At 60.2% G+C, this 23,561-nt stretch carries 20 protein-coding genes and 2 tRNA genes; 13 read left to right on the top strand and 9 right to left on the bottom strand.

Translation table 11 applies throughout. The features are described from left to right. Window positions 1-2: 2 nt before the first annotated feature. A complete protein-coding gene (locus G5S37_RS22515; RefSeq protein ID WP_165206872.1) occupies window positions 3-770 on the top strand; it encodes an NIPSNAP family protein in 768 nt (255 codons plus the stop codon). A gap of 78 nt (window positions 771-848) precedes the next feature. On the opposite strand, the gene G5S37_RS22510 is transcribed toward G5S37_RS22515, so the two are convergent. Continuing rightward, window positions 849-1,628: a hypothetical protein gene (locus tag G5S37_RS22510; RefSeq protein ID WP_165206870.1), complete on the bottom strand. Its 780-nt coding sequence runs from the start codon at window positions 1,626-1,628 to the stop codon at window positions 849-851. A gap of 83 nt (window positions 1,629-1,711) precedes the next feature. On the opposite strand from G5S37_RS22510, the gene G5S37_RS22505 reads away from it, so the two are divergent. The 9 genes from G5S37_RS22505 (at window position 1,712) to G5S37_RS22465 (ending at window position 10,971) form a co-directional block, all read left to right on the top strand. Then, window positions 1,712-2,491, top strand: coding sequence for a hypothetical protein (locus G5S37_RS22505; RefSeq protein WP_165206868.1), 780 nt, complete (start codon window positions 1,712-1,714; stop codon window positions 2,489-2,491). Between the two features lie 110 nt (window positions 2,492-2,601). Continuing rightward, a complete protein-coding gene (mtnP, locus tag G5S37_RS22500; protein WP_343229929.1) occupies window positions 2,602-3,462 on the top strand; it encodes an S-methyl-5'-thioadenosine phosphorylase in 861 nt (286 codons plus the stop codon). A gap of 277 nt (window positions 3,463-3,739) precedes the next feature. Beyond that, window positions 3,740-4,738: a polysaccharide deacetylase family protein gene (locus G5S37_RS22495; protein ID WP_165206864.1), complete on the top strand. Its 999-nt coding sequence runs from the start codon at window positions 3,740-3,742 to the stop codon at window positions 4,736-4,738. Between the two features lie 39 nt (window positions 4,739-4,777). Further along, window positions 4,778-6,544, top strand: coding sequence for a dynamin family protein (locus G5S37_RS22490; protein ID WP_165206862.1), 1,767 nt, complete (start codon window positions 4,778-4,780; stop codon window positions 6,542-6,544). 124 nt (window positions 6,545-6,668) lie between these two features. After that, a tRNA-Met gene (locus tag G5S37_RS22485) sits at window positions 6,669-6,743 on the top strand. Window positions 6,744-6,818: 75 nt separating this feature from the next. Then, a complete protein-coding gene (locus G5S37_RS22480; protein ID WP_165206860.1) occupies window positions 6,819-7,652 on the top strand; it encodes a hypothetical protein in 834 nt (277 codons plus the stop codon). Between the two features lie 134 nt (window positions 7,653-7,786). Beyond that, window positions 7,787-8,254, top strand: a complete 468-nt coding sequence (locus G5S37_RS22475; protein WP_165206858.1) for a hypothetical protein — start codon at window positions 7,787-7,789, stop codon at window positions 8,252-8,254. Between the two features lie 8 nt (window positions 8,255-8,262). After that, a complete protein-coding gene (locus G5S37_RS22470; RefSeq protein WP_165206856.1) occupies window positions 8,263-9,630 on the top strand; it encodes a hypothetical protein in 1,368 nt (455 codons plus the stop codon). A gap of 54 nt (window positions 9,631-9,684) precedes the next feature. Next, a complete protein-coding gene (locus tag G5S37_RS22465; RefSeq protein WP_165206854.1) occupies window positions 9,685-10,971 on the top strand; it encodes a glycoside hydrolase family 71/99-like protein in 1,287 nt (428 codons plus the stop codon). A 20-nt stretch (window positions 10,972-10,991) separates the two neighbouring features. On the opposite strand, the gene G5S37_RS22460 is transcribed toward G5S37_RS22465, so the two are convergent. The 7 genes from G5S37_RS22460 to G5S37_RS22430 all read right to left on the bottom strand — a co-directional run bounded on the left by G5S37_RS22460 (window position 10,992) and on the right by G5S37_RS22430 (window position 18,457). Next, window positions 10,992-12,494, bottom strand: a complete 1,503-nt coding sequence (locus G5S37_RS22460) for a CotH kinase family protein (protein ID WP_165206852.1) — start codon at window positions 12,492-12,494, stop codon at window positions 10,992-10,994. 14 nt (window positions 12,495-12,508) lie between these two features. Continuing rightward, complete coding sequence (locus G5S37_RS22455) at window positions 12,509-13,225, bottom strand: DUF4956 domain-containing protein (protein WP_165206850.1); 717 nt, start codon at window positions 13,223-13,225, stop codon at window positions 12,509-12,511. Beyond that, window positions 13,222-13,947, bottom strand: a complete 726-nt coding sequence (locus G5S37_RS22450) for a VTC domain-containing protein (protein ID WP_165206848.1) — start codon at window positions 13,945-13,947, stop codon at window positions 13,222-13,224. The genes G5S37_RS22455 and G5S37_RS22450 overlap by 4 nt, the downstream gene beginning before the upstream one ends. 267 nt (window positions 13,948-14,214) lie before the next feature. Beyond that, window positions 14,215-14,289, bottom strand: a tRNA-Arg gene (locus tag G5S37_RS22445). Window positions 14,290-14,371: 82 nt separating this feature from the next. Then, window positions 14,372-14,701 carry a hypothetical protein gene (locus tag G5S37_RS22440; protein ID WP_206026106.1) on the bottom strand — a complete coding sequence of 110 codons (330 nt, stop codon included), beginning with the start codon at window positions 14,699-14,701 and terminating at the stop codon, window positions 14,372-14,374. Window positions 14,702-14,954: 253 nt separating this feature from the next. Further along, window positions 14,955-16,649: an iron ABC transporter permease gene (locus tag G5S37_RS22435; RefSeq protein WP_165206844.1), complete on the bottom strand. Its 1,695-nt coding sequence runs from the start codon at window positions 16,647-16,649 to the stop codon at window positions 14,955-14,957. Between the two features lie 38 nt (window positions 16,650-16,687). Further along, complete coding sequence (locus G5S37_RS22430) at window positions 16,688-18,457, bottom strand: extracellular solute-binding protein (protein ID WP_165206842.1); 1,770 nt, start codon at window positions 18,455-18,457, stop codon at window positions 16,688-16,690. 114 nt (window positions 18,458-18,571) lie between these two features. On the opposite strand from G5S37_RS22430, the gene G5S37_RS22425 reads away from it, so the two are divergent. After that, entirely contained in the window at window positions 18,572-19,900 is a 1,329-nt protein-coding gene (locus G5S37_RS22425) for a PQQ-binding-like beta-propeller repeat protein (protein WP_240914693.1), read from the top strand. Between the two features lie 133 nt (window positions 19,901-20,033). Further along, window positions 20,034-21,029, top strand: coding sequence for a leucine-rich repeat domain-containing protein (locus G5S37_RS22420; protein WP_165206838.1), 996 nt, complete (start codon window positions 20,034-20,036; stop codon window positions 21,027-21,029). 118 nt (window positions 21,030-21,147) lie between these two features. On the opposite strand, the gene G5S37_RS22415 is transcribed toward G5S37_RS22420, so the two are convergent. Then, a complete protein-coding gene (locus G5S37_RS22415) occupies window positions 21,148-22,488 on the bottom strand; it encodes a glucose-1-phosphate adenylyltransferase (protein WP_206026105.1) in 1,341 nt (446 codons plus the stop codon). 38 nt (window positions 22,489-22,526) lie between these two features. Here G5S37_RS22415 and G5S37_RS22410 point away from each other — a divergent pair, with 38 nt between their 5' ends. Then, entirely contained in the window at window positions 22,527-23,555 is a 1,029-nt protein-coding gene (locus tag G5S37_RS22410; RefSeq protein WP_165206836.1) for a c-type cytochrome domain-containing protein, read from the top strand. Window positions 23,556-23,561 lie beyond the last annotated feature (6 nt).

Genomic DNA, 23,561 nt, shown 5'->3' with positions numbered 1-23,561 from the left:
CCATGAAACATCTAGCCATCCTCCTCTGCTCTTTCCTTATCGCCGCCATGGCACCTGCCGCTGATTCTCCCGTCTACGAGCTTCGCACGTACACCACCAACGAAGGCAAGCTGCCGGATCTGCTGAAGCGATTCCGCGATCACACGTGCAAGCTTTTTGAAAGGCACGGCATGAAGAACATCGGCTACTGGGTGCCCATCGATAAGGAGAACGGCTCGGAGAACACGCTCATCTACATCCTGGAACACAAGAGCCGCGAGGCTGCGAAGGCTTCATTCGATGCATTCGCCAAGGACCCTGAATGGAAGGCTGTCCGCGAAGCCAGCGAGACGAATGGCAAGATCCTCGCCAAGGCACCCGAGTCCGTCTTCATGACCCTCACGGATTTCTCACCCCCTGTGAAGGTGGGTGCCGGCAGCGGTCCCCGTGTGTTTGAACTGCGCATCTACACCACGCCCGATGGCAAGCTCGATGCACTCCACACCCGCTTCCGTGAGCACACGATGAAGCTCTTCGAAAAGCATGGCATGACGAACCTGCCGTACTTCAAGGTGATGGATGAAGACAAAGGCGCGAAGAACAAGCTCATCTACCTGCTCGCGCACAACAGCAAGGATGCTGGACTGGCATCCTTCGGCGCCTTCCGTCAAGACCCTGACTGGATCAAAGCCAAGGGTGAAAGCGAGAAGGATGGCTCCCTCACCATCCCGCAGCCGGACGGTGTGAAGTCCATCTACATGGAAGCGACGGATTTCTCGCCGGTCAAGTAGGCTGCGACCATTCCAGGTTTCCTGATTTTAGAAGGAGGCGCAGTGCATGCTGCGCCTCTTTATTTTTCAGAAACCGGCTCAGGGGTAAATCCCGAATTCCCTTGGCTCGGGCTCCGTTTGGTGGATGCGAGTGCTGCGTGCCACCTTCAGCTTGCGAAGCACCTTGCGAATCACGGCGAGCCCGCGCTTTGCGTCCTTCACTTCGACATCGATGTTGCAGATGCCGCCGCCGCTGCCTCCACCGGTGACTTCTCCCAGCTCCGACTCCCGCAGAGCTTCGTCCAGCGGGTCTTCTATCTCGTCGCGGCCATCAAAGGTAAAGTCGGCCGCCTGAAAGACGATTTCGTAGAAGGTTGTTGATGCCGGTTCCTCAGCTGCGTTCATGGTCTCCGAAATGGGAGATGAGCCAGTGATGTAAGTCCATTCCGTGCGGCGTGAGAACAAATACTCACGGAACTGGGGTGGCTGATATCGCACCAGCATTTCGAGTCCAGCCACGTCGGCTTCGGTAACGGGCTTGATGATGCCGAGGGCGTTGTGTATCCGGTAGCAGTCCTCAATGGGGCCCGGTGGATAGTAAGCGGGTTGTCCGCACGATTCTTCTTCGGTCGTGAAAGGAATATGCGCTACATGGTACATGGGGGTGGGGTCGATGTTGTAAACCCAGATGTGCATGTGGAACGCGGGAGTCAGTGATGGAAACTTGGAGGCGTCCAGTTCCAAGCCCTTTGAAAGGAAGGGCAGCACTCCATAGCCGAACCTATACTTGCGGACATAACAATACGTGTCGTCACCGAGAGACACGGCGGTGATGTCGCCCACTTTGTTGGTCAAGAGTGCAAGTCGTTTCTTAGGCATGAGGAAGCGGTAGATTAGCAGATGGGGCAAATTGTAAAGAGGTGCACGCTTGCCGCGATGCAAGCTCGCATCGACTTGATGTCATGCAGTTCTCGATAAAAAGACTGGCCTGCTGGCTCGTGCTGTTGGTGCTTGCAGCTACACCCGCTCACGCTGCCGAAGTCATCCATGTCTTCGTTGCCCTGTGCGACAACGCCTCCCAGGGCATCGTGCCTGTGCCGGCCAAGATAGGCGATGGGGACAAGCCGGATGCAAATCTTTACTGGGGCTGTACGGAGGGCGTGCGTTCGTGGTTTTCAGCGAGCAAGAAATGGAAACGGTTGCCTGCCGTGCCATCACCTCGGCCTGAAATACTGGAGCGTGTCGTCTTCAAGCATCGTGAGCGGGATGCCTATCTCATCGCGGACGCGTGGCGGGGCAGGGAGATCAAGCCGTGCCTCCAGGCATTTGTGAATGCTGCCGGTGGGCAGGGCGCGGAAGAGATCAAAATTGGTGAAGCGGTGCTCAAAGCGGGAGGGGAGGCTTCATTCGTTGCCTACATTGGGCACAACGGTCTCATGGAATTCAGCGTGGACTGGCCGGCGGCAAAACCATCACCTGCCGCTGATGCGGCGAGGCCTGCCGTGGTGCTGGCCTGTGTCAGCCAGAGTTATTTCGCAGAAAAGCTCAAGGGAATCGGAGCCCGTCCTCTGCTCACCACCCGCCAGCTCATGTATCCGGGTGCTTTCACGCTGCACGATGCGCTGGAGGCTCGGTTCGCCGGAAAGGATGCGGTGGCGGTTCGTGAGGCCGCAGGCCGCGCTTATGCGAAGAACCAGGGCATTTCCGTGAAGGCTGCGCTGGGAGTGTTTGCGGCGGAGTGAAGATGGAGTTCACGTTCACGTGAGTGATCCTGCTTGCGCCTGCGCCGCGCATGCTACACTCGCACATGAGTAGCCAGCAGAAGACGGAAACGAATCTCACCAGCAGCGACATCCCGGCCGCGATCGGCATCATTGGCGGCAGCGGTTTGTATGAGATCGAGGGGTTCGCGCAGAGTGAGGAGTTGCACGTGCCCACGCCGTTTGGCGAGCCGTCGGATCGCATCATCGGAGGCACCATGGCGGGACGGCATGTCTACTTCCTGCCGCGCCACGGACGTGGTCACCGGCTGCTGCCCACGGAGGTGAATCATCGCGCGAACATCTGGGCGCTGCGCTCACTCGGCGTGCGCTGGATCATCGCGGTCACGGCGGTGGGCAGCTTGAAGGAGCAGTATCACCCGCGGAACATCCTGCTGCCGGACCAGTTCTTTGATCGCACCTCGCGCCGGGAGCACCACACGTTCTTTGGAAATGGCATTGTCGCACACGTGGGCTTTGCGGATCCCATCAGCCCCGGACTTCGCACCCTGCTGGCGGAGGAGGCCCGGGCGGAAGGCGCCACGGTGCACGACGGCGGCACGTATGTCTGCATGGACGGCCCGGCCTTCTCCACGCGGGCCGAGTCGAATGCGAACCGCCAGCTTGGTTTCGATGTGATTGGCATGACGAACCTGCCCGAGGCCAAGCTCGCGCGCGAGGCGGAGATCGCCCTCGCCACCCTGGCCATGATCACCGACTACGACTGCTGGAAGACCGATGAAGAGCCGGTGACCGTGGAAGCGCTGCTGGGGCACCTGCATGCCAATTCCGCGACGGCGAAACACATCCTCGCCCGGGTCATCCCGCGTATCCCTAGGGATGCAAACTGGCCCGAGCATCGTGCCCTGGACGCCGCCCTCATCACGGATCGCAAGCTGTGGCCGGAGGAGAGCGTGGCAAGGCTCAAGCCCGTGCTGGGACGCTTCCTTTAATCAGGTGCGACAGTCGACGGTGAGCGGTGCGACGGTGGAAAGAGACCCGTGCCGAACCAGGACGACAGGCGGCGTGCAACGCCTTGGAAATTGGGAATCCTTCCGGAGTACCGCGTTCACCGTCACACTGTCCCACCGCTCACCGTCCCACCGAATTTCCTGCTTTCCATCCTAGGCTCATGGCTTAGGGTGACTGCTTCCGGGCGAGGCAGTGCACCCTCCGGAGTCCGCATCGCATTTTTTAATCAAAATCCCCGAATACGTGATTTCTCAACGCATGTTCCTTTCCATTTGGGTCGGTATCATTCTAGCAGGCGGACAGACCGGCTGCTCTACTCTCAGCAAGAAGGAGGCGGAAGTCCGCCCCCCCATTGCTGCTGAGAACCGCCCTGTGCAGCCGCCAGCAAACTCCGGCGGTCGTGGAATGCGCAACGGTGATTTCTACACGATTCCCAAGGTCCCGCCGCCCGGTGCCAAGAACTCCTATTCCTCGGTGAATGTGAATGGCCCGTACATCGCCATCACCTTCGATGACGGTCCGCATCCCGTGAACACACCCCGCCTGCTGAACATGCTCGCGGAGCGCAACATCAAGGCCACCTTCTTCGTGGTGGGCCAGCTCGCAAAGGAGCATCCGCAAATCATCCGCCGCATCCTGGCGGAAGGACATGAGATTGCGAACCACACCATGACCCACCCCACGCTCACCCGCATTTCCGACGACCGCATTCGTCGCGAGATTGGTGACACGCATAAGGCGCTGGTAGACATCGCTGGGTATCACACCCGCCTCTTCCGCCCACCGGGTGGTGCCACGAATGCCCGTCTGAAGCAGTGGTTCCACGATGAGTACGGCTACAGCACCATCCTGTGGACCGTGGATCCCCAGGACTGGAAACGCCCCGGCGTGAGTGTGGTGACCAGCCGCTTGGTGAATGGCGCCCGCCCCGGAGCCATCCTGCTGTGCCATGACCTTCATGCGCCCACCGTGGACGCCATGCCTGCCACGCTGGATCAGTTGCTCGCCAAGGGCTACAAATTCGTGACCGTGAGCCAGCTCTTGAACATGGAGTCTGCCGCTCCGGCCTCCTCCGTGGCAGCGGTCACTCCGGCTGCCGATCCTGCGCCCATTCCCTCGGGTTTGCCTCCTGTCCCCAATGGAAACCCCATGCCGGTACCAGCGCCCGCTCCAGGCGCGGTGATTCCCTTCCAGAAAGGCCAGCCACCGGTCGTGAATGGCATTCCTTCTGAAGGAGGAGCCGTACCACTGCGCTAGGCCGCTGGCGCCATCGCCTTTCCGCACTCGAAAAGACGCATGGAGACCAGCCAGGGCAGGATGATAGGCCAGGATTTCCTGGAGCTGCGCACCAGGCTGGAGGATGCCCTGCAATCACTGGCGCAGCTCGCGCCGGACGCGGGCGCGAAGGACGAGCATGTCACCATGCTCGACAACCTGGTGAAGAGCCTGGATGAGCCCTTCGTCTTCGTCGTGGTCGGCGAGGTTGGTGTGGGCAAGTCCACGCTGCTCAATGCGCTCTTCGGAGCGGATCTCTCCAACGCCGGAGTCATCCCCACCACGGATCGCATCCTCTTTTACAAGCATGGGCCGAAGGTGAAGCGCGTGCCCATCACCCGCACGCTGGAGGAGGTCTTCGTCCCCGTGGAGTTCCTGAAGGACTTCCATGTGGTGGACACGCCCGGCACGGACTCCGTGTCGAAGGAGCACCAGGAGATCACGGAGAAGTTCATTCCGGCCTCGGACCTCGTGTTGTTCGTCATCTCTGCCGTCAATCCCTGGGGCTCTTCTGCGTGGCAGTTTCTGGAGCGGGTGCACAAGGACTGGATGCAGCACGTCATCTTCGTGCTGGGTCAGTGCGACCTGCGCACCACTGAGGAGGTGGCCTCCATTCTGGACTACATGAGGCAGCTCAGCCGGCAGCGTTTCGGCCGGGAGTTTCCAGTCTTTCCTGTCTCCGCAAAGAGCGCCTATCTCTCACGCAGCTCGGGATTGGACCGCGACCGGCTCTACATGAGCAGCGGCTTCCCACAGCTCGAGGCGCACATTTCCAAGACCATCGTCGGCAATACGCAGCGGGCTGGAAAACTGGAGCATGCGCTGAAGCTGGCCCGCGAGCTCCTCGCCGCCCTGCAATCCACCGCGGGAGGACGCGTGGCAAGCCGTGAGGAGAAGTCGCGCCTGCTGGGAGAATTGGAGGCGGAGTTCGCCGGCATTGAGGAGCGTTCCCATGCCAAACTCACGGGTGTCATCGATGCCTCGGCTGCAGACTTTGGTCGTGCGGCCGGCGAAGCTGCCGGGAACATCCAGAAGATGCTCACCGTGGCGGCCGCCTATGGCAGCATGCGGAAGGAAAAGCGCATTGTGACCGGCATCGAGCGCACCGTGCTGGACCAGGTGTGGGAACCGAACGCCGCGCGCTGGGTGCAGGCCTCGAAGATCATCGAGGATGATGTGAGTGCCGCGGCCGACCACTTGAGCGGCCAGTTCGGCGCGGGCTTGAAGGTGCAGGTGCGTGAGGAACTCCGACCGGATGCTTCGTTCTGGGAAACGCATCGTCATCGGCTCCGCCAGCACCTGGAGGACATGCTGCATCGGGTGGTGTACCGCCTCGGGGTGGAGAAGGAGGTCATACCAGCCTTTGCCCGGTCCCGGCGTCTGGCGACCACTTCCGTGCTGGTCATGATTGTGGCCCTGATAGGTGGCGCGGTGCTGGTGAGCCAGGGCTTGGGCGCCATCGCCGCGAGCTTTTCCGGCGTGGGCCTGCTGGTCGCGGGAGGTGTGGCGCTGGCCTGCAAGCGGGTGTTGCATTCGGCCTCCCAAATGGTGGACCAACGACTGAAGGAGTCGGAGCAGGACCTGCACCGTTCCCTGGAGGGTGAGGTGCGTCAGGAAGTGCAGGATCTCTATGCCGGGATGGCCTCCATCCTGCAGCCGACACGTGAGCGACTTGCCGAGCAGAAGAAACGCCACCATTCCCTACAGGAGCAGATTGCCGGGCTGGACGTGACGTTCCGCACTTTGGAGGCAGATCTGGAAAAGCTCTCCAGCCAGCGGGCCGGGTGAGCCAGCCATGGGGCCAGTTCATTCGTGAACTTGGCAAAGAACGCGGAGAAATTGTGCTGCGGGTTTGACAAGAGGCAGGTCCCGCCTAAGCTCACCGGCTCACGATGGACCGCGTCGTGTTTGTGGCAGGGTAGCTCAGCGGTAGAGCAGGGGACTCATAAGCCCTTGGTCGGGAGTTCGATTCTCCCCTCTGCCACCAACTTTTTCCGTATCCTGGGGTTTGGATGTTCCCGATTGCGTGCGGCAGGGGCAGAGCTTACCGCACGCGGTAAACATGACCGCAACCTCCCCCACTACCGGCCATACTCCTTCCCCCAAGGCCGCGCTCATCGTCGCCCATCCGGGCCACGAATTGCGCGTGTTTCATTGGATGGAGAACCATCACCCGCTGTATTTTTGCATCACGGACGGCTCTGGACGCGAAGGAGAGGCCCGCACGGGGTCCTCAGCTCGGCTCCTTGAGCGGGTGGGGGCGAAGCAGGGGACCATTTTTGGCCGGTACACGGACCAGGAAATCTACCAGTTTCTGCTGGAGGGCCGTCACGAGGTATTCACTGGCCTGCTCAAGGAACTCGCGGAAGGCCTGATTGCGGAAGATGTCCGGGTCGTGGCTGGTGATGCTCCAGAAGGAGCGAATCCCACCCACGATCTCTGCAGGCACCTGATCGATAACGCTGTGGCCGTGGCGGAGCGGGTACTGGGACATCGCATCGCCAACTACGAGTTCGTGCTCGATTCTCCGCCCAACGATTGCCCGCCGGAGTTGCGTTCGTCCGCAGTATGGGTGCATCTGGATGAGGCGGCGCTCGAGCGCAAGCTGGAGGCGGCGCTCGACTACACGGAACTGCGCGGAGAGACCGAGGAGGGATTGAAGTACTATGGGAAAAAAGCATTCGCCATTGAGTGCCTGATTCCCTCCACTACGCGGACTGCGGTGGAGAAGTTCGAGCACGAGGCGCCCGCCTATGAGCGGTATGGACGCGAAGGCGTGGAACGCTTCGGCAAGTCATTCGGCAAATACGAGGAGGTCATCACCTTCCAGAAACATGTGAAACCCGCGGTGCGGGCGATTGAAGAGGCCGCGAGGGATTTTGCTCCTGCAACATGATGGCAGAGTCGCGCTCGATACATGAAAAATCGCCCGCGCCAGATGCTCGGGCACCCTTGCATGCAGTGCGCTGGCTGGCGGAGCTTTGCGGTATTGGCGGCGCCTCGACGCCTTTGCCCAGGCTGGCCAGTGAGATGCTTGCTGACCCGGAGTGGGCGTCCACCGTCCATGCTTACCTGGTGTGGTGGATGCGGCACCCGGACAAGGGCAGTACCTTTGAAGCCAGGACCTCTGCGTTGCGTGAGCTTCCTGATGATCAAATCGTCCCATCCCTGCACCATTTGGGGTATGATGGCCTCCTCTATCTTTGTGAAGGCGACATTGCCGGTCATATTTTTTTCCAGAAGAGGGATGGTGAACTGTCGGCATTCTCCGCGGCGGTGACGAAATTCTTCCGTGGAGGCAGGCGGTGGGCCACCTTCTCGCTGGATTACGTGGCCTATGCCTCAGCTTTGCCGGGCGTGCGCCGGGCCAGTGTGGGAACAGGAAGAAACATGGTGGCGCGTCTGCTGGTGAAGCTCATCCGGGGGCATGCCGAAGAGCTTGGCTGGCGTGCCAACGATGATGGCTGGATAGAGTTTGATGGTGCAGGAAAGGAGTGATCCGCAAGATGCCTTCCATCGTCCTGACCAACTGGATGCTCACCGGCCGGAGTGGCATGGAGCTCTACATCCGCGACCTGGCCCTGGGGCTGAAGAAACGTGGATGGGAGCCGACCATCTTTTCACTGAAGACCGGACCGCTCGCAGAGGAATTGCGTGAGGAAGGAGTGGCTGTGGTGACGCGGGTGGAGGACTTGCCGCCTGATGCCGCGCTCATTCATGGTCATCATAGTTTCATGACCGTGATGGCCCTCCTTGCGTGTCGGAAGGCGAGGTCGCTTTTCGTGTCCCATGCCTCGCTCTTCTGGCAGGAAGAGCCGCCTGCGTTCCCTCGAATTTTAGCCTATGTGGGTGTGGATGACTTGTGCCGCGAAAGAGTGGCGAGGGATCTGCAGTGTCCGGTTGATGTGGTGAGGTTCATCGGAAACTCAGTGGACCTTGTCCGGTTCACCCCGCGTTCGCCGCTTCCTGCATCACCGAAGCGGGCACTGCTCTTCAGCAACTATGCGGCGGAGCACACCTTCCTGCCGGTGGTGCGTGAAGCCTGCCAGCAGGCGGGACTGGAGCTTGATGTCATCGGCTCCGGTGTGCTTCATCAAGTCCCGGATCCGGAGCGTGTGCTCAAGGAGTACGACATCGTCTTTGCCAAGGCGCGCTGCGCGATGGAAGCGCTCGCGACCGGTTGTGCCACCGTGCTCTGTGGTCCGGAAGGCGTGGGCACGCTAGTCACGCGAGACAACTTCGATCGTCTTCGGCGCGATAACTTTGGGCGGCGTTGCCTTTCGCTTTCTATGACGGCGGAGAACCTGCTCGCTGGAATCCGCCAGTATGATGCGGCTGATGGTGATGCTGTCGGCCGCCATGCACGCAAGGAACTCGACCTGGACCATGTGATCGACCAGTGGGTGGCCTTGTACAAGGATCTGCTCGCCATGCCATGCCCCATGGACGAAGCCACGGAGTTCGCCGCTGCTGCGAAAATGTTCGAGAAGCTCAGCCCGCCGCTCTTCAGCACCTTCGAACTGGAGAGTGCCCGTGACTACCTGCAGCATGAAGTGGGCAAGCTGACGCAGGCGAAAGCGCAGCTGGAAATGAAACTGACCCAAGCCGGTGCCGTGCCCGCTGGTTTGGAAAGTTCCATCGCGGAACTGCAGAACCAGTTGAAATGCTCCAAGGAGAAAGAGCAACGCTCCCGGGAAGAGCGAGATCGCGCACGTGAGAAGATGGAAAAAGCCCGTGCTCGTGATGTTACAAGCGGCAGTGTAACCCTGAAGGGCCCGCTGGCGTGGCTCTGGCGGCACCGGGCCTTGCGCCCCCTGGCCAAGCTTCTGGGAGTGCGTGGACGCTCGCCATCGGAGAATCAGCGGGGAGAATAGACGCCGGGTCATCAATTCTTGAACTCGGGACGCAGGGTGCCAAGATGGGCTGCCATGTCGTTTTCCCATCTCTCCGTCCTTGCCGCCGCCATGCTGAGTGTGAGCACGAGCGCCACTGTGGTCTTTGCAGCGGAGTCGGCGCGGGTGGATGCCTCCACGATCACCGGCAAGGTCGTCACGGGATACCAGGGATGGTTCCGCTGCGAGGGAGATGGTAGCAACAACGGCTGGCACCACTACGGAGCGAAGGGCAAGTTTGAGCCGGGATTCGCCGGCATCGAGATGTGGCCGGATGTGTCAGAACTCACGCCTGAGGAAAAGTTCCCCACCGGCTTCCGCCATGCTGATGGCAGCGTGGCTCCTGTGTTCAGCTCGGTGAAGGAGGCTACCGTGCGGAGGCACTTTGAGTGGATGCGCGATTACGGCATTGATGGCGCCTTCCTCCAGCGGTTCGGCGTGCAGACGAGGGACAAGCGTTTCCGCGAGCCCATGGATCAAGTGCTGGCTCATTGCCGTGCCGCTGCGAGTGCCACCGGGCGCGGCTGGATTCTCATGTACGACCTCACTGGACTGAAGGCCGGAGAAACTACGCGTGTGATCGAGGACTGGAAACGGCTGGTGGATGAAAAGCGTGTGGCGCGTGATGGTTCGGACGCCGCGTACTTCCGCCATCATGGCAAGCCTCTCATTTCACTCTGGGGGCTGGGGTTCAAGGAAAGTCCCCTCACGCTGGAGGAGTGGTCTGCGCTCATCACTTTCTTCAAGGAGGATCCGCAATACGGCGGCTGCAGTGTGATGCTCGGCGTGCCTTATCACTGGCGCACGCTTGATCGGGATAGCATCGCTGATGCGAAGCTGCATGAACTCATCAGCCGTGCAGACATCGTGAGCCCGTGGGCCGTAGGTCGACTTGCCACCCCTCAGGATGCTGCGAATCGCGTGGAGAAAGTCTTGAAGCCCGATGTGGCATGGTGCCAGGAGAAGAAGGTGGACTATCTGCCGGTGATATTCCCCGGGTTCAGTTGGGTGAATCTCTCGAAGGGACGTGGACAGGCTGCGAAGTTTGACGCCATCCCCCGTCTCGGCGGCCAGTTCCTCTGGTCCCAGGCGATTGCTGCGAAACGCGCCGGGGCGCAAATGCTGTATGTGGCCATGTTTGACGAGATGGATGAAGCCACCGCCATCTTCAAGACCAGCAACACTCCGCCGAACTCCGACGCGACCCAATTCCTCGCCGAACCCGCACTGCCAAGTGACCACTACCTGTGGCTTACCGGAAAGATTGGGCAGATGCTGCGTGACAAAGTGGATGCGAGTGACGCCCGGCCGGAACGCCAATAGAGCAAAGGCAACTGTCGCGATCAGTTCTCCGCGATTTGTCCCATGCGCTTGCGTTGAAACTCCTCGGCCTCGCGTAGGCGTTGCTCTACGTATTGCAGATAGGTGTTCCGTCGCGTGGCCAGGAATTCCCGGCACTGCGCCAGTTCATCGAGCAGTTGTGGAGCTTTGTCGGGCTGCATCCGTGCGATACTGACATAGCGATCCATCAGCGGCATGAGCTTCTCATCGGTCAGGCAGGTCTCAAGCTTCTGGCGCACGAATTGCCGGAAGTAGTCGCGATATTCTGAAGAGCCTTCGATGAGACGGAAGAACAACCGGGAGCGATCTCCGATGATGGCTTCGAAGGGTTGCTCGCAGAAGTTGATGCGCTTTCCTTCGACAACTTGTGTGGTGTTGTTGAAGGACTGGTCCATGTCCCAGGTGAGCGTGCGCCACACGGCATCGGGTGATGCGCGGTCGCGGAAGTATCCGCCCTGATTGTTGTCGCTCGTCGCGGTGAAGGTCATGGCCAGCACCCAGGCGCTGAGTTCTTCCAAATCAAAGCGGGCTGCTTCCTCGGCCATCGAGATGGGATTGCGCTCACGGCGGATCCATTTCCGCCAGACGATGTAGTTCTCGTTCTCGTTGGGGCGTCGTGACTTCAGGCGCACCCAGTCCACATCCGCGAGACCGAAGCGCTGCTTCACAAATTCATCCGACTGGCGCTGGTAGATGAAGTAGGGCGCGGGAACACGTGTGCCATTCAAGTAGACCACTGCAGGCGTGCACTGTGAGGTGTGGCAGCCCGTGAGCGAGGCAATCTCTGTGGCCAGTGCTCCCTTGAAGCGGCTCGGGTGCGAGGCATTCGTAAGCACGAACTCGGAAGATGCCGGAGCATCGCCACCAAAGAACAAGCCCGCCGGCGCAGCGTCATGCCCACCGTGGCTGCTGCGGAACACCAGGCGGAAGCTGGTCTGCGGTGTCTTGCGATTGAAGCCGCCATGCACACGCAGGCCCACGGGACTCTCTACGAGCACACGACCACCCAATTGTGCCGTGAGCCAGGCAGGTCGCTCCCATTCCCGTCCCGCTTCCTCTTTGTTGGCGAGGATGCCCGATTCCTCGTGGTAGAGATCCCCGCTGCGGCAGACGATGGAAATGACCGTAATGCCCGGGGCAATCTCTCCCTGCGTCGGCAGCAATGCGGTGGAGGGTGGGATATCCTTTGCAAGGAGCTGGGCATCCGGCGCGGGACACGCCTTTCCGAATAAAGCCACAGCGGCAGGAGAGTCGGAGGCCAGTTCTTCGGGACTTGCGAAGGTGTTGCTCATATGGAGCATGCCTTCACGCAGCATCGCCGCGTGACGCGCAGAGACCTTGTCCAGACCAAGAATCAACTCGGGACGTGCGCGGAGTTCGTAGCCCGTCTGTCCCGGCGTGCGCCAGTACTGGGTGCCCCATGCGAGAGCTCCCAAGGCAAGAGCGCAGCCGCCGATGAGCAGGGATTGTTTCTTTTGCCGTGAGGGTGAAGGAAGCTGGCGCATCGCGAATGGTGAACTCAGGCGTTGGCGTGATTGTTGTAGTACACACCCACCGACGCCTGGGGCAGCGTCTCCTGAAGCTTCCGCTCCAGCTCTGCGGACTTCACCAGACAGACCTTCTGAAATGACCACGTCAGCACGCACGCATCCTCTGCGGTGGAGAGGCTGTCGAAGCTTGGCTTGCTCAGATGCGCCTCGATGAGCGAAATCATCGAGGGCAGGGCATCGCGGTACTGCTCTCCGGTGCAACGGATCACCAGCGTGCCCGACCCAGCACGGCGACTCAGAAAGGCCGGACTCCAGCGCAGCACCATCAGCGCCACAAAGGCGACGCCGAGGATGGCGATGAGGAACGCCACATTAAACGAGGCACAACACAGGGACGAGGCGATCACCAACATGATGAAGCCGATCTCCTCCGGTTCCTTGATGGGAGTGCGGAATCGCACAATGGACAGCGATCCCAGCAGGCCCAGCGAGAGCGGAAGCGAGAACTGCACGCAGATGAAAATCGCAGTGACCGCGATGCTGATGAGCGGAAAGGAGCGGTGCACATTACTCCCCGTGGCACGTGCGCCGTAAAAGGCGCTGTAAGCCCACGAGAGGACGAGCGATGAAAGCAACGCAGCTCCGAGAGAAAGACTGAGGGTGAAAAGGCCGAGGTCCGCCACCCGACGCGTGTCACCACCGAACATGATGGTTTGGGCGGCCTCCTGGAGATCAGAAATGGTCATGAATATCGGGAATGAGGAAGAAGCTGCAGCATGATCAGGAAGTACTTGGAGAGCGCGGCGCGCCGGGCTCCGAATCGTGGCAGCGCCTGCAGCAGCGGCACCGCCTCGCGTGATGGCCCCTTCTGTTCAAACACCGCCATCGGCAACACATGCCCGGTGCCGGATGGCGCCACCCCGGGATGGGTGCGCATGCAGCGGATGTTTTCATCCAGGCAGAAGCTGTCCGGAAAGATGGGATGGTGATAACGCCGCCGCAGGTAGCGAAGCTCCAGCACCGGGCGCAGGCTGGCTGGTGGACTCTCGGCGCCGTCAGGCAAGTGCCGCTGGAACAGACCGGTGAGCGAGGGATCGCGAAAGGACATGCGCGCGAGGTCAGCGCCTGAGATGGGCAGCGGCTGGCGGAACTTTCGCCGCGTGGCGCCGTGCTTCTCTTTAATCTCGATGAACGCGGGCGTCGCCAGAGGCCGCCCCGCTGCATCAGCGTACCAGCGCACGCGGTACTTGGTCTTTCGATAGTCGCTGGCCGCCTTCTCCAGGAACGACAAGCCCTCAGGAGTATCAAAGTAGATGGAGCACACCGTCGTGTCCGCATGGTGCCGGTGCGGCTTCAAGGTCATGCCCAGCCACTGCCGGAGCGGCGCGGTCATCTGCTGCGGCACGTGGAATTTGAGTTCCAGTTCGTCCGTCGCTGATGCCGTGTTGCGGAGTGGGAGAACGCTCAAAGCTGTACTCCGCGCGTGGATTGATAACACCCGCAATCTTCAAGCAGTCGCGGCTGGTCACAGGACACCTCATCTGAGGAAACAGGCGTAGTTTCTACGTAGAAATGCATGGGGGATTGAAGTTTTTACGGATATATTTACCCCGTGCAACTGGTTTTCCAACCTCATGGACCTAAGTCCTATCTGCGCCTCCTGTGCTCACATGAGAACTTTTGGGCGATGCTCTTGCCAATAGGCAGCCACTCAGGCAATTCGTTGCTCAATGAGTGGTGCACCCACCAGGAATCGAACCTGGATCGGTGGTTCCGGAAACCGCTGTTCTATCCGTTGAACTATGGGTGCGAGTGATGCGAGGGTGTCGATACTCTGGGATTCCCAGCTTGGCAAATGGAGAATGGGTATATGGAAGGGAAGGTCCAACCCGCTACGGAGCTCGCCACACCTTCTCCTGCCAGTCGTCTCCCAATGATTTCGCGATGGCAGCCTTCAGCCTCTTTTTTCGCCCTGCGACGGTTTGCTTGAATCCATCAGGAACGGAATCCCCTGTCAGGGCCACGGTTCCTTTCTTCCTCCAATTGAGCTTGGCGTGATCCTTGCCGCTTCGGATGGCTTCGGCAAGTTCAGCAGCCAGAGATTCGGCGCTCCACTTGGTGGCCATCGAGTGGAGTTGCCGCCGTGTGTTGCGGATTAACTCGGCGCTGCCAGTGTTTAAATTGACCTCCCAGTGCTGGATCTCCGCACGCGTCGATCCCATGACTGTCCCGCCGTGTCGCTCAATTTGGAAGCTGAGTATCGGTGGGGCGTATTCGGGTGATTCCAGACGGTACAGTTTCTCTGCCCGCATGCCTCCGGACGATGCCCCATGGAGATGAGGCCACGCGTCGGCAAGGTAAACCGCCAAGCCCCTCACATCTTCCACCGGACCGGCTGGGAGAGTGCCAAGGTATTCCGTGAGAGGTTGGATGGCTGGGTGCATGGCAAGAGTTGGTTCTTTTCCGCAAACAACTTCATGCACGGAACAGCGCTCCCAATTTCCTCCCGAGCAGCAACCCCGCGCCCAGCAGCGTGATTCCCAGAAACACCATGGCCCACACGCCCAAGGCGGAGGCGATGTAGGGGCCATTCCCAAGAGAAGCGACGAGAGAGTAGATGGCCTTGGTGATGGGGTAGTGCACGGATTGCTGCGCGAGGATCATGGAGTCAGACACTTCCAGCATGGCAAAGGCGAAGGCGAGCAGGCCGCCGGCAATCAAGTTGGGCATGATGAGTGGGAGCGTCACGCGCGCGAGAGCCCGCAGGGGAGGGGCGCCCAGGTTCTGCGCGGCATATTCCAGCTCAGGACTGATTTGTTGGAATCCGGCACTCGCGCTGCGCACGACATACGGCAGGCGGCGCACGGCATAGGCGATCACGAGAAGCAGCAGTGGGTTCTCACCAAGCATCAGCCAGTTCAGGGATCTGCCCTCGCGGGCCATGGCGAGGTAACCGAAGGCGAGCACCAGCCCGGGAACGGCCAGGGGCAGCATGGCCACCGCGTCCAGCAGATGCCGGCCCCAGATTCGCGTGCGCACCGTGACATACGCGATGCCGATGCCCAGCAGCAGATCGAGGATCACGGCAAGCGATGAGTATTTCAGGCTGTTCGCGATGGAGGGCAGGGTGAGTTCATGACCCAGTGCTTCGCTGAAATGTTTCAAAGTCAGCGATTCCGGCAGCACGGATTGGTACCAGTCGGTGGATACTGAGAGCAGCAGCACACCGGCATGCGGGACTACGGACACGGCGATGCACAGGGCAAACACCGCGCTACAGGCGATCGCCCAGCCTAGCGGGAGCTGTTTCATCACCCTTCCCGTGGTGGCTCTTCCGCCACCCATCACGCCACCGCGTTCAAAGACCAGCTTGCTCAGGAGATAGAGCGCCATGGAGAAGAGCAGCATGATCACCACCAGCGCGTAGGGCAGGGGATTGTCGCTCAGGTCCTTGATCTCATCGAAGATTTGCACGCTGGTCACGCGGCGGAAGTCGAAGATGAGAGGCACGCCGAGCTCGGTGAAGGCCCAGATGAAAACAATGGTGCCGCCCGCGAAGATGCCCGGCATGATGAGCGGCAGGGTGATGCGCCAGAATCGCATCTGTGGAGGACAGCCCAGATTGGCCGCCGCTTCTTCCAGGGCAGGATCGAGGTTCGAAAGCGCGGCGACGATGTTGAGATAAAGGATGGGGAAGAGATGCAGGACATTCATGATGATGATGCCTGTCATCTGTCCCTGGCCCAGCCAGTCCGCGGGATGTTGTGCATCCATGAAGCCCAGCTTGATGAGCAGGCTGTTCAGCGCTCCCGCCTGCCCCAGCATGGCGCGCACGCCGATGGCTCCCACAAAGGGAGGCAGGATCATGGGCAGAAGCATGAGCGCATTCAGCACGGAGCGGCCGGGGAATTCGAACTTGGAATACAGCAGCGCCAGCGGCAGTGAGAGGACCAGGCATCCCGCAGTGGTACCCACGGCCATGATCAAAGAGTTCACCAATCCCTCGCGGTATACCGGGTTGGCAAAGATGGTGCCCACGTATTGGAGCGTGAAGGTCTCCTTGTCCGAGATGAACGCCGCTTTCACCGTTTCCCAGATCGGCAGCACAAAGAAGAACGCGAAGAACGCGATCACGCCGCAGAAGATGGTGAAGGCGAAGGTGCGGGACATCGGGATGAGTGAGGGGGATATGGCGATCTGCGATTGCTTTACTCGCCACCGACCGCGAGATCATGAGCCCTGCGGTACTGGGAGCGGAAGTGCATGGTCAGTTCACGGGCCTTGCGCAACTCCTGGGTCTTGTTCTTCTTGGCCAGCATGGCGGCGAGTTCCATGGCGGCGTCATAGTTCACCAGGCTCATGTCGCTGAAGATTTCCGTCGAGCGTTGCGGAAGATTCGCCCGGGTGATCATCTCCCAGGCCTGGCGTTGCTCATCGTGATTCTCCACGCACATGGTCTTCACCAGGAAGCGCAGCACGTTGAAGAGCTGGCCCGTGCGCTCGGGATAGTAGGTGAACGCCTTCGCATCTTCATACGGTTCCGCTTGGGAATCCGTCATGCGGGGGCGGTTCTGTTCGGTGTAGAAATCCTTGCGTGCTGGCAGGCGTCGCAGGGCGTAGTGCTGCGGCCCGCCAGGGCTGCCGGGGGCGAAGTTCCAAAGACGCTGCCCTTCCTCGCTGAGCACGAATTCCATGAAGGCCGTCGCCACTTCCGGCTCGGGCGCGCCGCGCAGCATGCCAATGGGATCCACACTGACACTGGTGCCGCCCACCGGAGTCACAAACCCGACGCGCGCACTTCCATCCGGCTTGCGCACCATCTCTTCAAAGGAGTAGCCGTAGAAATCAATGCACATGCCGGCGGCGGCATCGCCTTGGGAGACCTCCAGCGGGATCTTCGTGGCATTGTCCGTGAAGTATCGTGCATTCGCCGAGATGCGCTGGATGAGTTGCAGCCCGCGTGTCCAGCCGATGCGGATCCCGGCGTTCACGATGTCCTTCTCCTTCATCAGCCCGCCGGGCTTCTGCCGGATTTCATCAATGGCGATCTGCATTTGCTGCTGGACAAGTTGATCGAACGACTTGGTCACCGTGCCGCTCTTGTTGGGATCGGCGAGGGCGATCTGGCCCCGATATTTCGGATCGGCGAGGTCGGCCCATTGAGCGGGTTCCTTCTCAAGACTGAGCCGCTGGATGACATCCCGGTTGTACACAATCCCCATGGTGGAAAGGCAGGCGCCCACCCAGCGGTGACCCTTGTCGTAGAAAGGTTCTCCGCTGACATTCTGCGGCATGACTTCGGGTGCGAACCAGTCCGGGTGCCTTGCGAAGATCGCATCGAGCCCGTGCTTCTTGGAAGTGTCGGTGCTGACGAGGAAGCCAGCTTTGGTCTGCGCTTCGAAATCAAACGCGCCGCCGCCAAAAAAGACGTCGATGCCCACGCCTACGTCGGAGTCCAGAAACGCACGGCGGGCTTCCTGTTCCACGTCGTTGGCTTCGGTCGTCGGGGCCGAGAGATCCACCTTGCTGTTGCCAAATGCGCCCGCCACCCGTTGGGACCAGGGTTTGGTCAGGATGTGTGTCCAGTAGTACTCGAAGGCGCCGGCAAAATCCGAGCGCAGCATGAGTGCAATGTCACCTGTGCCCGCCACCCGCCAGTCGATGTAGAGCGTTTCTCCGGTGCGCTCCTTCCATTTTCTGGCAAAGGCCTGGCCGAACTCCTGGCGGATCTTTTCATGATGCGGAGTGACGACCACCAGACGCCGATCGTAACGCGAGGGCGCGGCGCTCTGGGCCGGCTTCAGCATAAAGGGAGCCGCGATCGTGAGGAGTAGTGCTGCCACCACGACGAGTTCCCGCCACCAGTGACGCAGAAACACGGACTTTCGCAGGGTCTGCCGGGCGCTTTCACACCAGGCACGCACCTTCTCCCATGTTTTCACGACCTGGTCCAGACCTCCCGGCATGCTGCGCTTCATCAAACCGGAAAGTTGCCCCCGCCGCAAGCCGCCATGTGCCGGCGAGACCTGAAAATGTGCTCGCCCCTGGAAGGCAACACCTGTCGATGCTGGTAAATCGTAGTGGAAAATGCCGTGTCTTTCTCCGTAGAATCCCGGTCGCTCCCGCTCATCACCACCCGCGCTATCAGCCACCCTGCCGTCATGAAGTCATTTCTCGCGTTTGCTCTCGCTGCCTCGTGTTTCCCTGTTGCCTCCATGCACGCGGAGGACTGGCCGGAATTCCGCGGGCCGGACAAGCAGGGACACTCCACCGCCACGGGCCTGCCCACGGAGTGGTCCGAGCGGAAGAATGTGGCATGGAAAGCCGAGCTGCCCGGGCGTGCTTGGTCTTCCCCGGTGGTCATCGGTGATGTCATCTACATGACAAATGCGGTGGGCAAGAAAGATTCCACCGATCCGCATGACACCTACTCCCTCCGTGTGCTGGCTCTGAATGCCACCGATGGAAAACTGCTCTGGGACACGGAGCTCTTCAATGTGGACTCTCCGCACACCTTCGGCGTCCATGGGAAGAACAGCTACGCCAGCCCCACGCCCATTTATGAAGGCGGCCGCATCTATGCCCACTTCGGCCACTTTGGCACGGCCTGTGTGAATGCAGCGGACGGCGCCGTGCTCTGGAAGAACGACACGATCAAGTACAGCCCTGTCCATGGCAATGGAGGTTGTCCCGTGCTGGTGGACGGTCTGCTCGTGTTCAGTTGTGATGCCGCGCAGAATCCTTTCATCGTGGCGCTCGACGCCGCGAGTGGCAGCGAACGCTGGAGGTTCCAGCGCAAGGCCGATGCTAAGAAGACCTTCTCCTTCTCCACTCCACTCGTCATCGAGGTGGGAGGCGCCAAGCAACTTATCTCACCGGGAAGCAATGTCCTAAGCGCGCTTGATCCTCAAACGGGCAAGGAGATCTGGCACATCAACTACGAAGGCTACTCCGTCATCCCGCGCCCGGTCTATGGGAATGGCATGATCTACTTCAGCACCGGTTACGATCGCCCCTCCGTGATTGCCGTGCGCGCTGACGGCAAGGGTGACGTCACCAAGACGCACATCGCATGGACGATTGATCGCGGTGCACCTCACACGCCTTCCATGCTGCTCATCGACGACGGACTCTACATGGTGGCGGACAACGGCATGGTTACCTGTGCAGATGCCAAGACCGGGAAGATCCACTATCAGGAACGTGTGGCCCGGCAGACATCTGCCTCGCCCATCTACGCCGATGGAAAGATCTACATCCAGGATGAACTGGGCAGCGGTTATGTGCTCAAGCCTGGCCGCCGACTCGACCTGATTTCCAAGAATGAACTGGGAGATAAATCGCTCGCCTCCTATGCCGTGTGGAAAAACAAGCTGCTCATCCGCACGCAGTCAGCGCTGTGGTGCATTGGGCAGGGGTAGGGGTAGGGGTAGGGGTAGGGGTAGAAGTGACTTGGAGTGCTGGAGCTTGCTCCAGCTTTCCGTCGGCAGCCTGCTGCCGTGAAGCCATTGCTGGGACGGCTGTCCCCAGCGGGCTTCAAATGATGGTTCCAGCATGCTGCAACATCCGCTTGCACATCGCGTTCACTGGTCGCATGCCTTCCTCCATGTTTCGCACCTGCTTCTCCCTGGCTCTGATCGCGACCGCTCCCTTGCTTCTTATCCAGTGTGGAGAGGAGAAGCCTTCGACGCCGACTCCTTCAGCACAGGCAAAGCCGCCTGCCGCTGCCCCAGAGGTGAAAAAAGCACGGCGGCGGCCTCGAAGCCGGCTCCCGCCACTCCTGCCGCACCCGAGAAGGTGAAGATCTATTGGACGGACGAGTTGATGCACAAGGAGGTGAAGTACTACAATCCCGAGTACGCTGGCGATGGACAGTTCCAGATTGAAAACGGAGAACCTGTCGCCGTCGTTCTGGCCAACACCAAGGTGACCAACCTCAAGGCGCTCGAAGGCAAAAAGCTGATGGCCCTGGATCTCAGTGGCACCGCCGTGTCCGATCTCTCACCGCTCAAGGGCATGCCTCTGGTGGAGTTGTACCTGGAGCGAACCAAGGTGGTGGATTTGTATCCCTTGAAGGGCATGCCCATCAAGAAGCTTTACCTCAGCGGAACACCGGTGCGTGATATCGCTCCTCTGCAGGGAATGCCGCTGACCGACCTCAACGCCATAGACACCCAGATCGTTGATATCTCGCCTCTGGCAAAATCACCGATCGCCATGCTGTGGCTCACCAACTGCCCGGTGGAGAGCATTGCACCCCTGCATTCGATTCCGCTGGTGAGTGTCACCTTGAAAGGAACCAAGGTGCGTGATCTCACACCACTCTCCGGCACCCAGCTTCAGCGGTTGCACATCGCGGAAACTCCCGTGGAAGATCTCTCGCCGCTGAAGGACATTCCCCTCACGCGACTCGTCTTCACACCCGCCAACATCAAGCAGGGACTTGATGTGGCGAAAGCTTTGCCATTGGCGCAAATCGGCACACGCTTCGAAGAGGATGGCAACGATTTGCTGCCGCCCGCGCAGTTCTGGGCGGGGCAGGGGAAGTGAATGTAGAAGGCTTCTCCAGAAGCCTTTCATGGGAGCGCTTGGCCGATGAATGGCCAAGCCTCACTGACGGTGTTGAGAGAAGAACAAGGCTTCTGGAGAAGCCTTCTACATAGGGACCTCAGATCCACGTTCCCGGCGGGATCACCGTGTTCTTCGGAATCACGATGATGCCATCACGGATGTAGAACATGCCGTCCGGCCCGTCCATGTGGTCGGGCTTGCCTCGCGGGGTGATGACCACGCCGTCACCCACGTGCACGTTTTTATCCACGATGGCGCGCTCGATCTTGCATCCCTTGCCGATGCCGGGTGGTGGGCGATCGGTGGGGCAGTTGGTGGCGCCCGCATAGAAGTCTGCTCCCATGATGACGCTTTCTTTGATGATGCTGTTTCCCTCGACCACGGTGCGCACCCCCAGAATGCTGCGTTCGATGGTAGCCTCCGTGAGGATGCAACCGTCCGAGAGCAGCGCGTGGTGGATGTGACCACCATTGATCTTGGTCGCAGGGAGGAAGCGCGCGTGGGTATAGATGGGCGCCTGGGAGTCGAAGAAGTTGAAGGCAGGCACCACGGAGCAGAGATCCAGATTCGCCTCGAAGAAGCTGCCGATGGTCCCGATGTCCTCCCAGTAGCCCTGGAAGGGGAAGCTGTGCACGCGGTACTTCTTGATGGCCTCGGGGATGATGTGCTTGCCGAAGTCCGCCATGTCATTGTCGAGGGCCTCAATCAAGGCCTGACGATTGAAGACATAGATGCCCATGTTTGCCTCGTACCGGGGCTCGTTTTCCGGGAGCTTCAGTTCACGCAAAATCTCCTTGGGCATTTCCAGGGGCTTGAGTGCCTCAGGCGTTTTTGGTTTCTCCACAAAGTTGAGAATGCGACCGGTGGCATTCGTCTGCATCAGGCCGAAGCTGCTCGCGCGTTTCCCATCCACCGGGATGGTCGCAATGGTGATTTCCGCGTTGCTCTGGATGTGCTTTGCCAGGAACTTGCGGAAATCCATGCGGTAGAGCTGGTCACCGCTGAGAATGAGGAAGTACTCGTACTTGCCCTGCGTGAAGTTCTTGAGGTTCTGCCGCACGGCATCTGCCGTCCCCTGGTACCACTCCACGCCGGAGGAGGTTTGCTGCGCCGCGAGGATTTCGACAAACCCACTGCTGAACAAGTCGAACTTGTAGGCGCGGCTGATGTGGCGGTTGAGCGAAGCGCTGTTGAATTGCGTGAGCACGTACACCTGGCGGACGCCGCTGTTGATGCAGTTGCTGATGGGAATATCCACCAGCCTGTACTTTCCTGCCAGGGGTACGGCGGGTTTGGCGCGGTCCTGGGTCAGGGGGAAAAGCCGGGTACCCGCACCACCCCCCATGATGATTCCCAGCGTATTGCGTTGCAGAAGTGCTTCGGTTTCAAAGCGGTTGAAGGCAGGAGGGGCAGCCGGGAACATGGGCGGATTTTTCATGAAACAGGGTGATCCATCAAGCGTTTCCTTGTGCCACCATGACCTCTCACCCAAATTTTTTCAAAGTACCTGCCATTGCCGCCCTGCTCATGGGCGCTTCTGCGCAGGGAGCTGTAGATTTCAAAACGGAAATCCTGCCCATTTTGGAGGCCAAGTGTGTAAAATGTCACAAGGCTGAGCACGAGGAAGGCGGCAAGGTGGTAAAACCCAAGTCGGAACTCCGTATGGATGCTGCTTGGGCCATGCTGAAGGGCGGCGAGAGCAAGCGCCCGGCCCTCGTGCCCAAGGACACGGCCAAGAGTTACATGTTCGAGGTGGTGAACCTGCCGAAGGATGACGACATGTTCATGCCGCCGAAGGGCGACCCGCTGACGGCTGAGGAAACCGCCAAGCTGAAGGCCTGGATCGAGGAAGGCGCCGATTTTGGTGGATGGGAGGGGAATCTGGTGGGCAAGCCCGCCGACGCCCCGTCCACGGCCAAAGCCGCCCCGAAAGACCGTGAGCACGATGTCTTGTACAAGAAGCTCAGCGAGGGAGTCCAGCCTCCCGCCCAGGACGCCCTGAAGAAGGCACAGGCCGCCGGCGCCCAGGTGACCATCCTGCAGGTCGGTGGTCCGCTGGTGAGGGTCGATTTTCTCACCGGGGTGAGCAAGGCGGATGACGCCAGCGTGGCGGCACTCGCACCGATCAAGGAGAACATTGCCCACCTGGACCTGGCGCGCACCGCCGTTACCGATGCTGCGCTCAAGACCGCCACTTCGTTCCCGAGACTGGTGCGTCTGGACCTCCGTAAGACCAAGGTCACGGACAAGGGCGTGCAGCAACTCGCCGAGAGCAAGAATCTGACTTATCTGAATCTCTACGGCACCGAAGTGACGGACGCGGCCATCCCCGCTCTTTCCAGCTTGAAGACGCTTCGTCACCTCTACATTTGGGAGACCAAGATCACGGAAGGTGGCGTCGCCAAGCTCAAAGCCTCGCTCCCGGAAGCCGAGGTGGTGTCCAGCGCCGTGATGCCTGCTCCGCAGGAAGCTCCGGCCGGTGGAAACCGCAAACGCAACAAATAGAGGCAC

Source organism: Roseimicrobium sp. ORNL1, from assembly GCF_011044495.1.
GTDB lineage: Bacteria > Verrucomicrobiota > Verrucomicrobiia > Verrucomicrobiales > Verrucomicrobiaceae > Roseimicrobium.
This window is presented reverse-complemented; position numbering and strand designations above follow the sequence as displayed.

Excerpts from the sequence above, each read along its gene's own strand:
- G5S37_RS22435 (WP_165206844.1), bottom strand. The coding sequence starts at position 16,649 with ATGTCCCGCACCTTCGCCTTCACCATCTTCTGCGGCGTGATCGCGTTC.
- G5S37_RS22465 (WP_165206854.1), top strand. The coding sequence starts at position 9,685 with ATGTCGTTTTCCCATCTCTCCGTCCTTGCCGCCGCCATGCTGAGTGTG.
- G5S37_RS22475 (WP_165206858.1), top strand. The coding sequence starts at position 7,787 with ATGCTTGCTGACCCGGAGTGGGCGTCCACCGTCCATGCTTACCTGGTG.
- G5S37_RS22455 (WP_165206850.1), bottom strand. The coding sequence starts at position 13,225 with ATGACCATTTCTGATCTCCAGGAGGCCGCCCAAACCATCATGTTCGGT.
- G5S37_RS22460 (WP_165206852.1), bottom strand. The coding sequence starts at position 12,494 with ATGCGCCAGCTTCCTTCACCCTCACGGCAAAAGAAACAATCCCTGCTC.
- G5S37_RS22480 (WP_165206860.1), top strand. The coding sequence starts at position 6,819 with ATGACCGCAACCTCCCCCACTACCGGCCATACTCCTTCCCCCAAGGCC.
- G5S37_RS22505 (WP_165206868.1), top strand. The coding sequence starts at position 1,712 with ATGCAGTTCTCGATAAAAAGACTGGCCTGCTGGCTCGTGCTGTTGGTG.
- G5S37_RS22430 (WP_165206842.1), bottom strand. The coding sequence starts at position 18,457 with ATGAAGCGCAGCATGCCGGGAGGTCTGGACCAGGTCGTGAAAACATGG.
- G5S37_RS22420 (WP_165206838.1), top strand. The coding sequence starts at position 20,034 with ATGCTGCAACATCCGCTTGCACATCGCGTTCACTGGTCGCATGCCTTC.
- G5S37_RS22515 (WP_165206872.1), top strand. The coding sequence starts at position 3 with ATGAAACATCTAGCCATCCTCCTCTGCTCTTTCCTTATCGCCGCCATG.
- G5S37_RS22440 (WP_206026106.1), bottom strand. The coding sequence starts at position 14,701 with ATGGGATCGACGCGTGCGGAGATCCAGCACTGGGAGGTCAATTTAAAC.
- G5S37_RS22410 (WP_165206836.1), top strand. The coding sequence starts at position 22,527 with ATGACCTCTCACCCAAATTTTTTCAAAGTACCTGCCATTGCCGCCCTG.
- G5S37_RS22470 (WP_165206856.1), top strand. The coding sequence starts at position 8,263 with ATGCCTTCCATCGTCCTGACCAACTGGATGCTCACCGGCCGGAGTGGC.
- G5S37_RS22495 (WP_165206864.1), top strand. The coding sequence starts at position 3,740 with ATGTTCCTTTCCATTTGGGTCGGTATCATTCTAGCAGGCGGACAGACC.
- G5S37_RS22490 (WP_165206862.1), top strand. The coding sequence starts at position 4,778 with ATGGAGACCAGCCAGGGCAGGATGATAGGCCAGGATTTCCTGGAGCTG.
- G5S37_RS22510 (WP_165206870.1), bottom strand. The coding sequence starts at position 1,628 with ATGCCTAAGAAACGACTTGCACTCTTGACCAACAAAGTGGGCGACATC.
- G5S37_RS22415 (WP_206026105.1), bottom strand. The coding sequence starts at position 22,488 with ATGAAAAATCCGCCCATGTTCCCGGCTGCCCCTCCTGCCTTCAACCGC.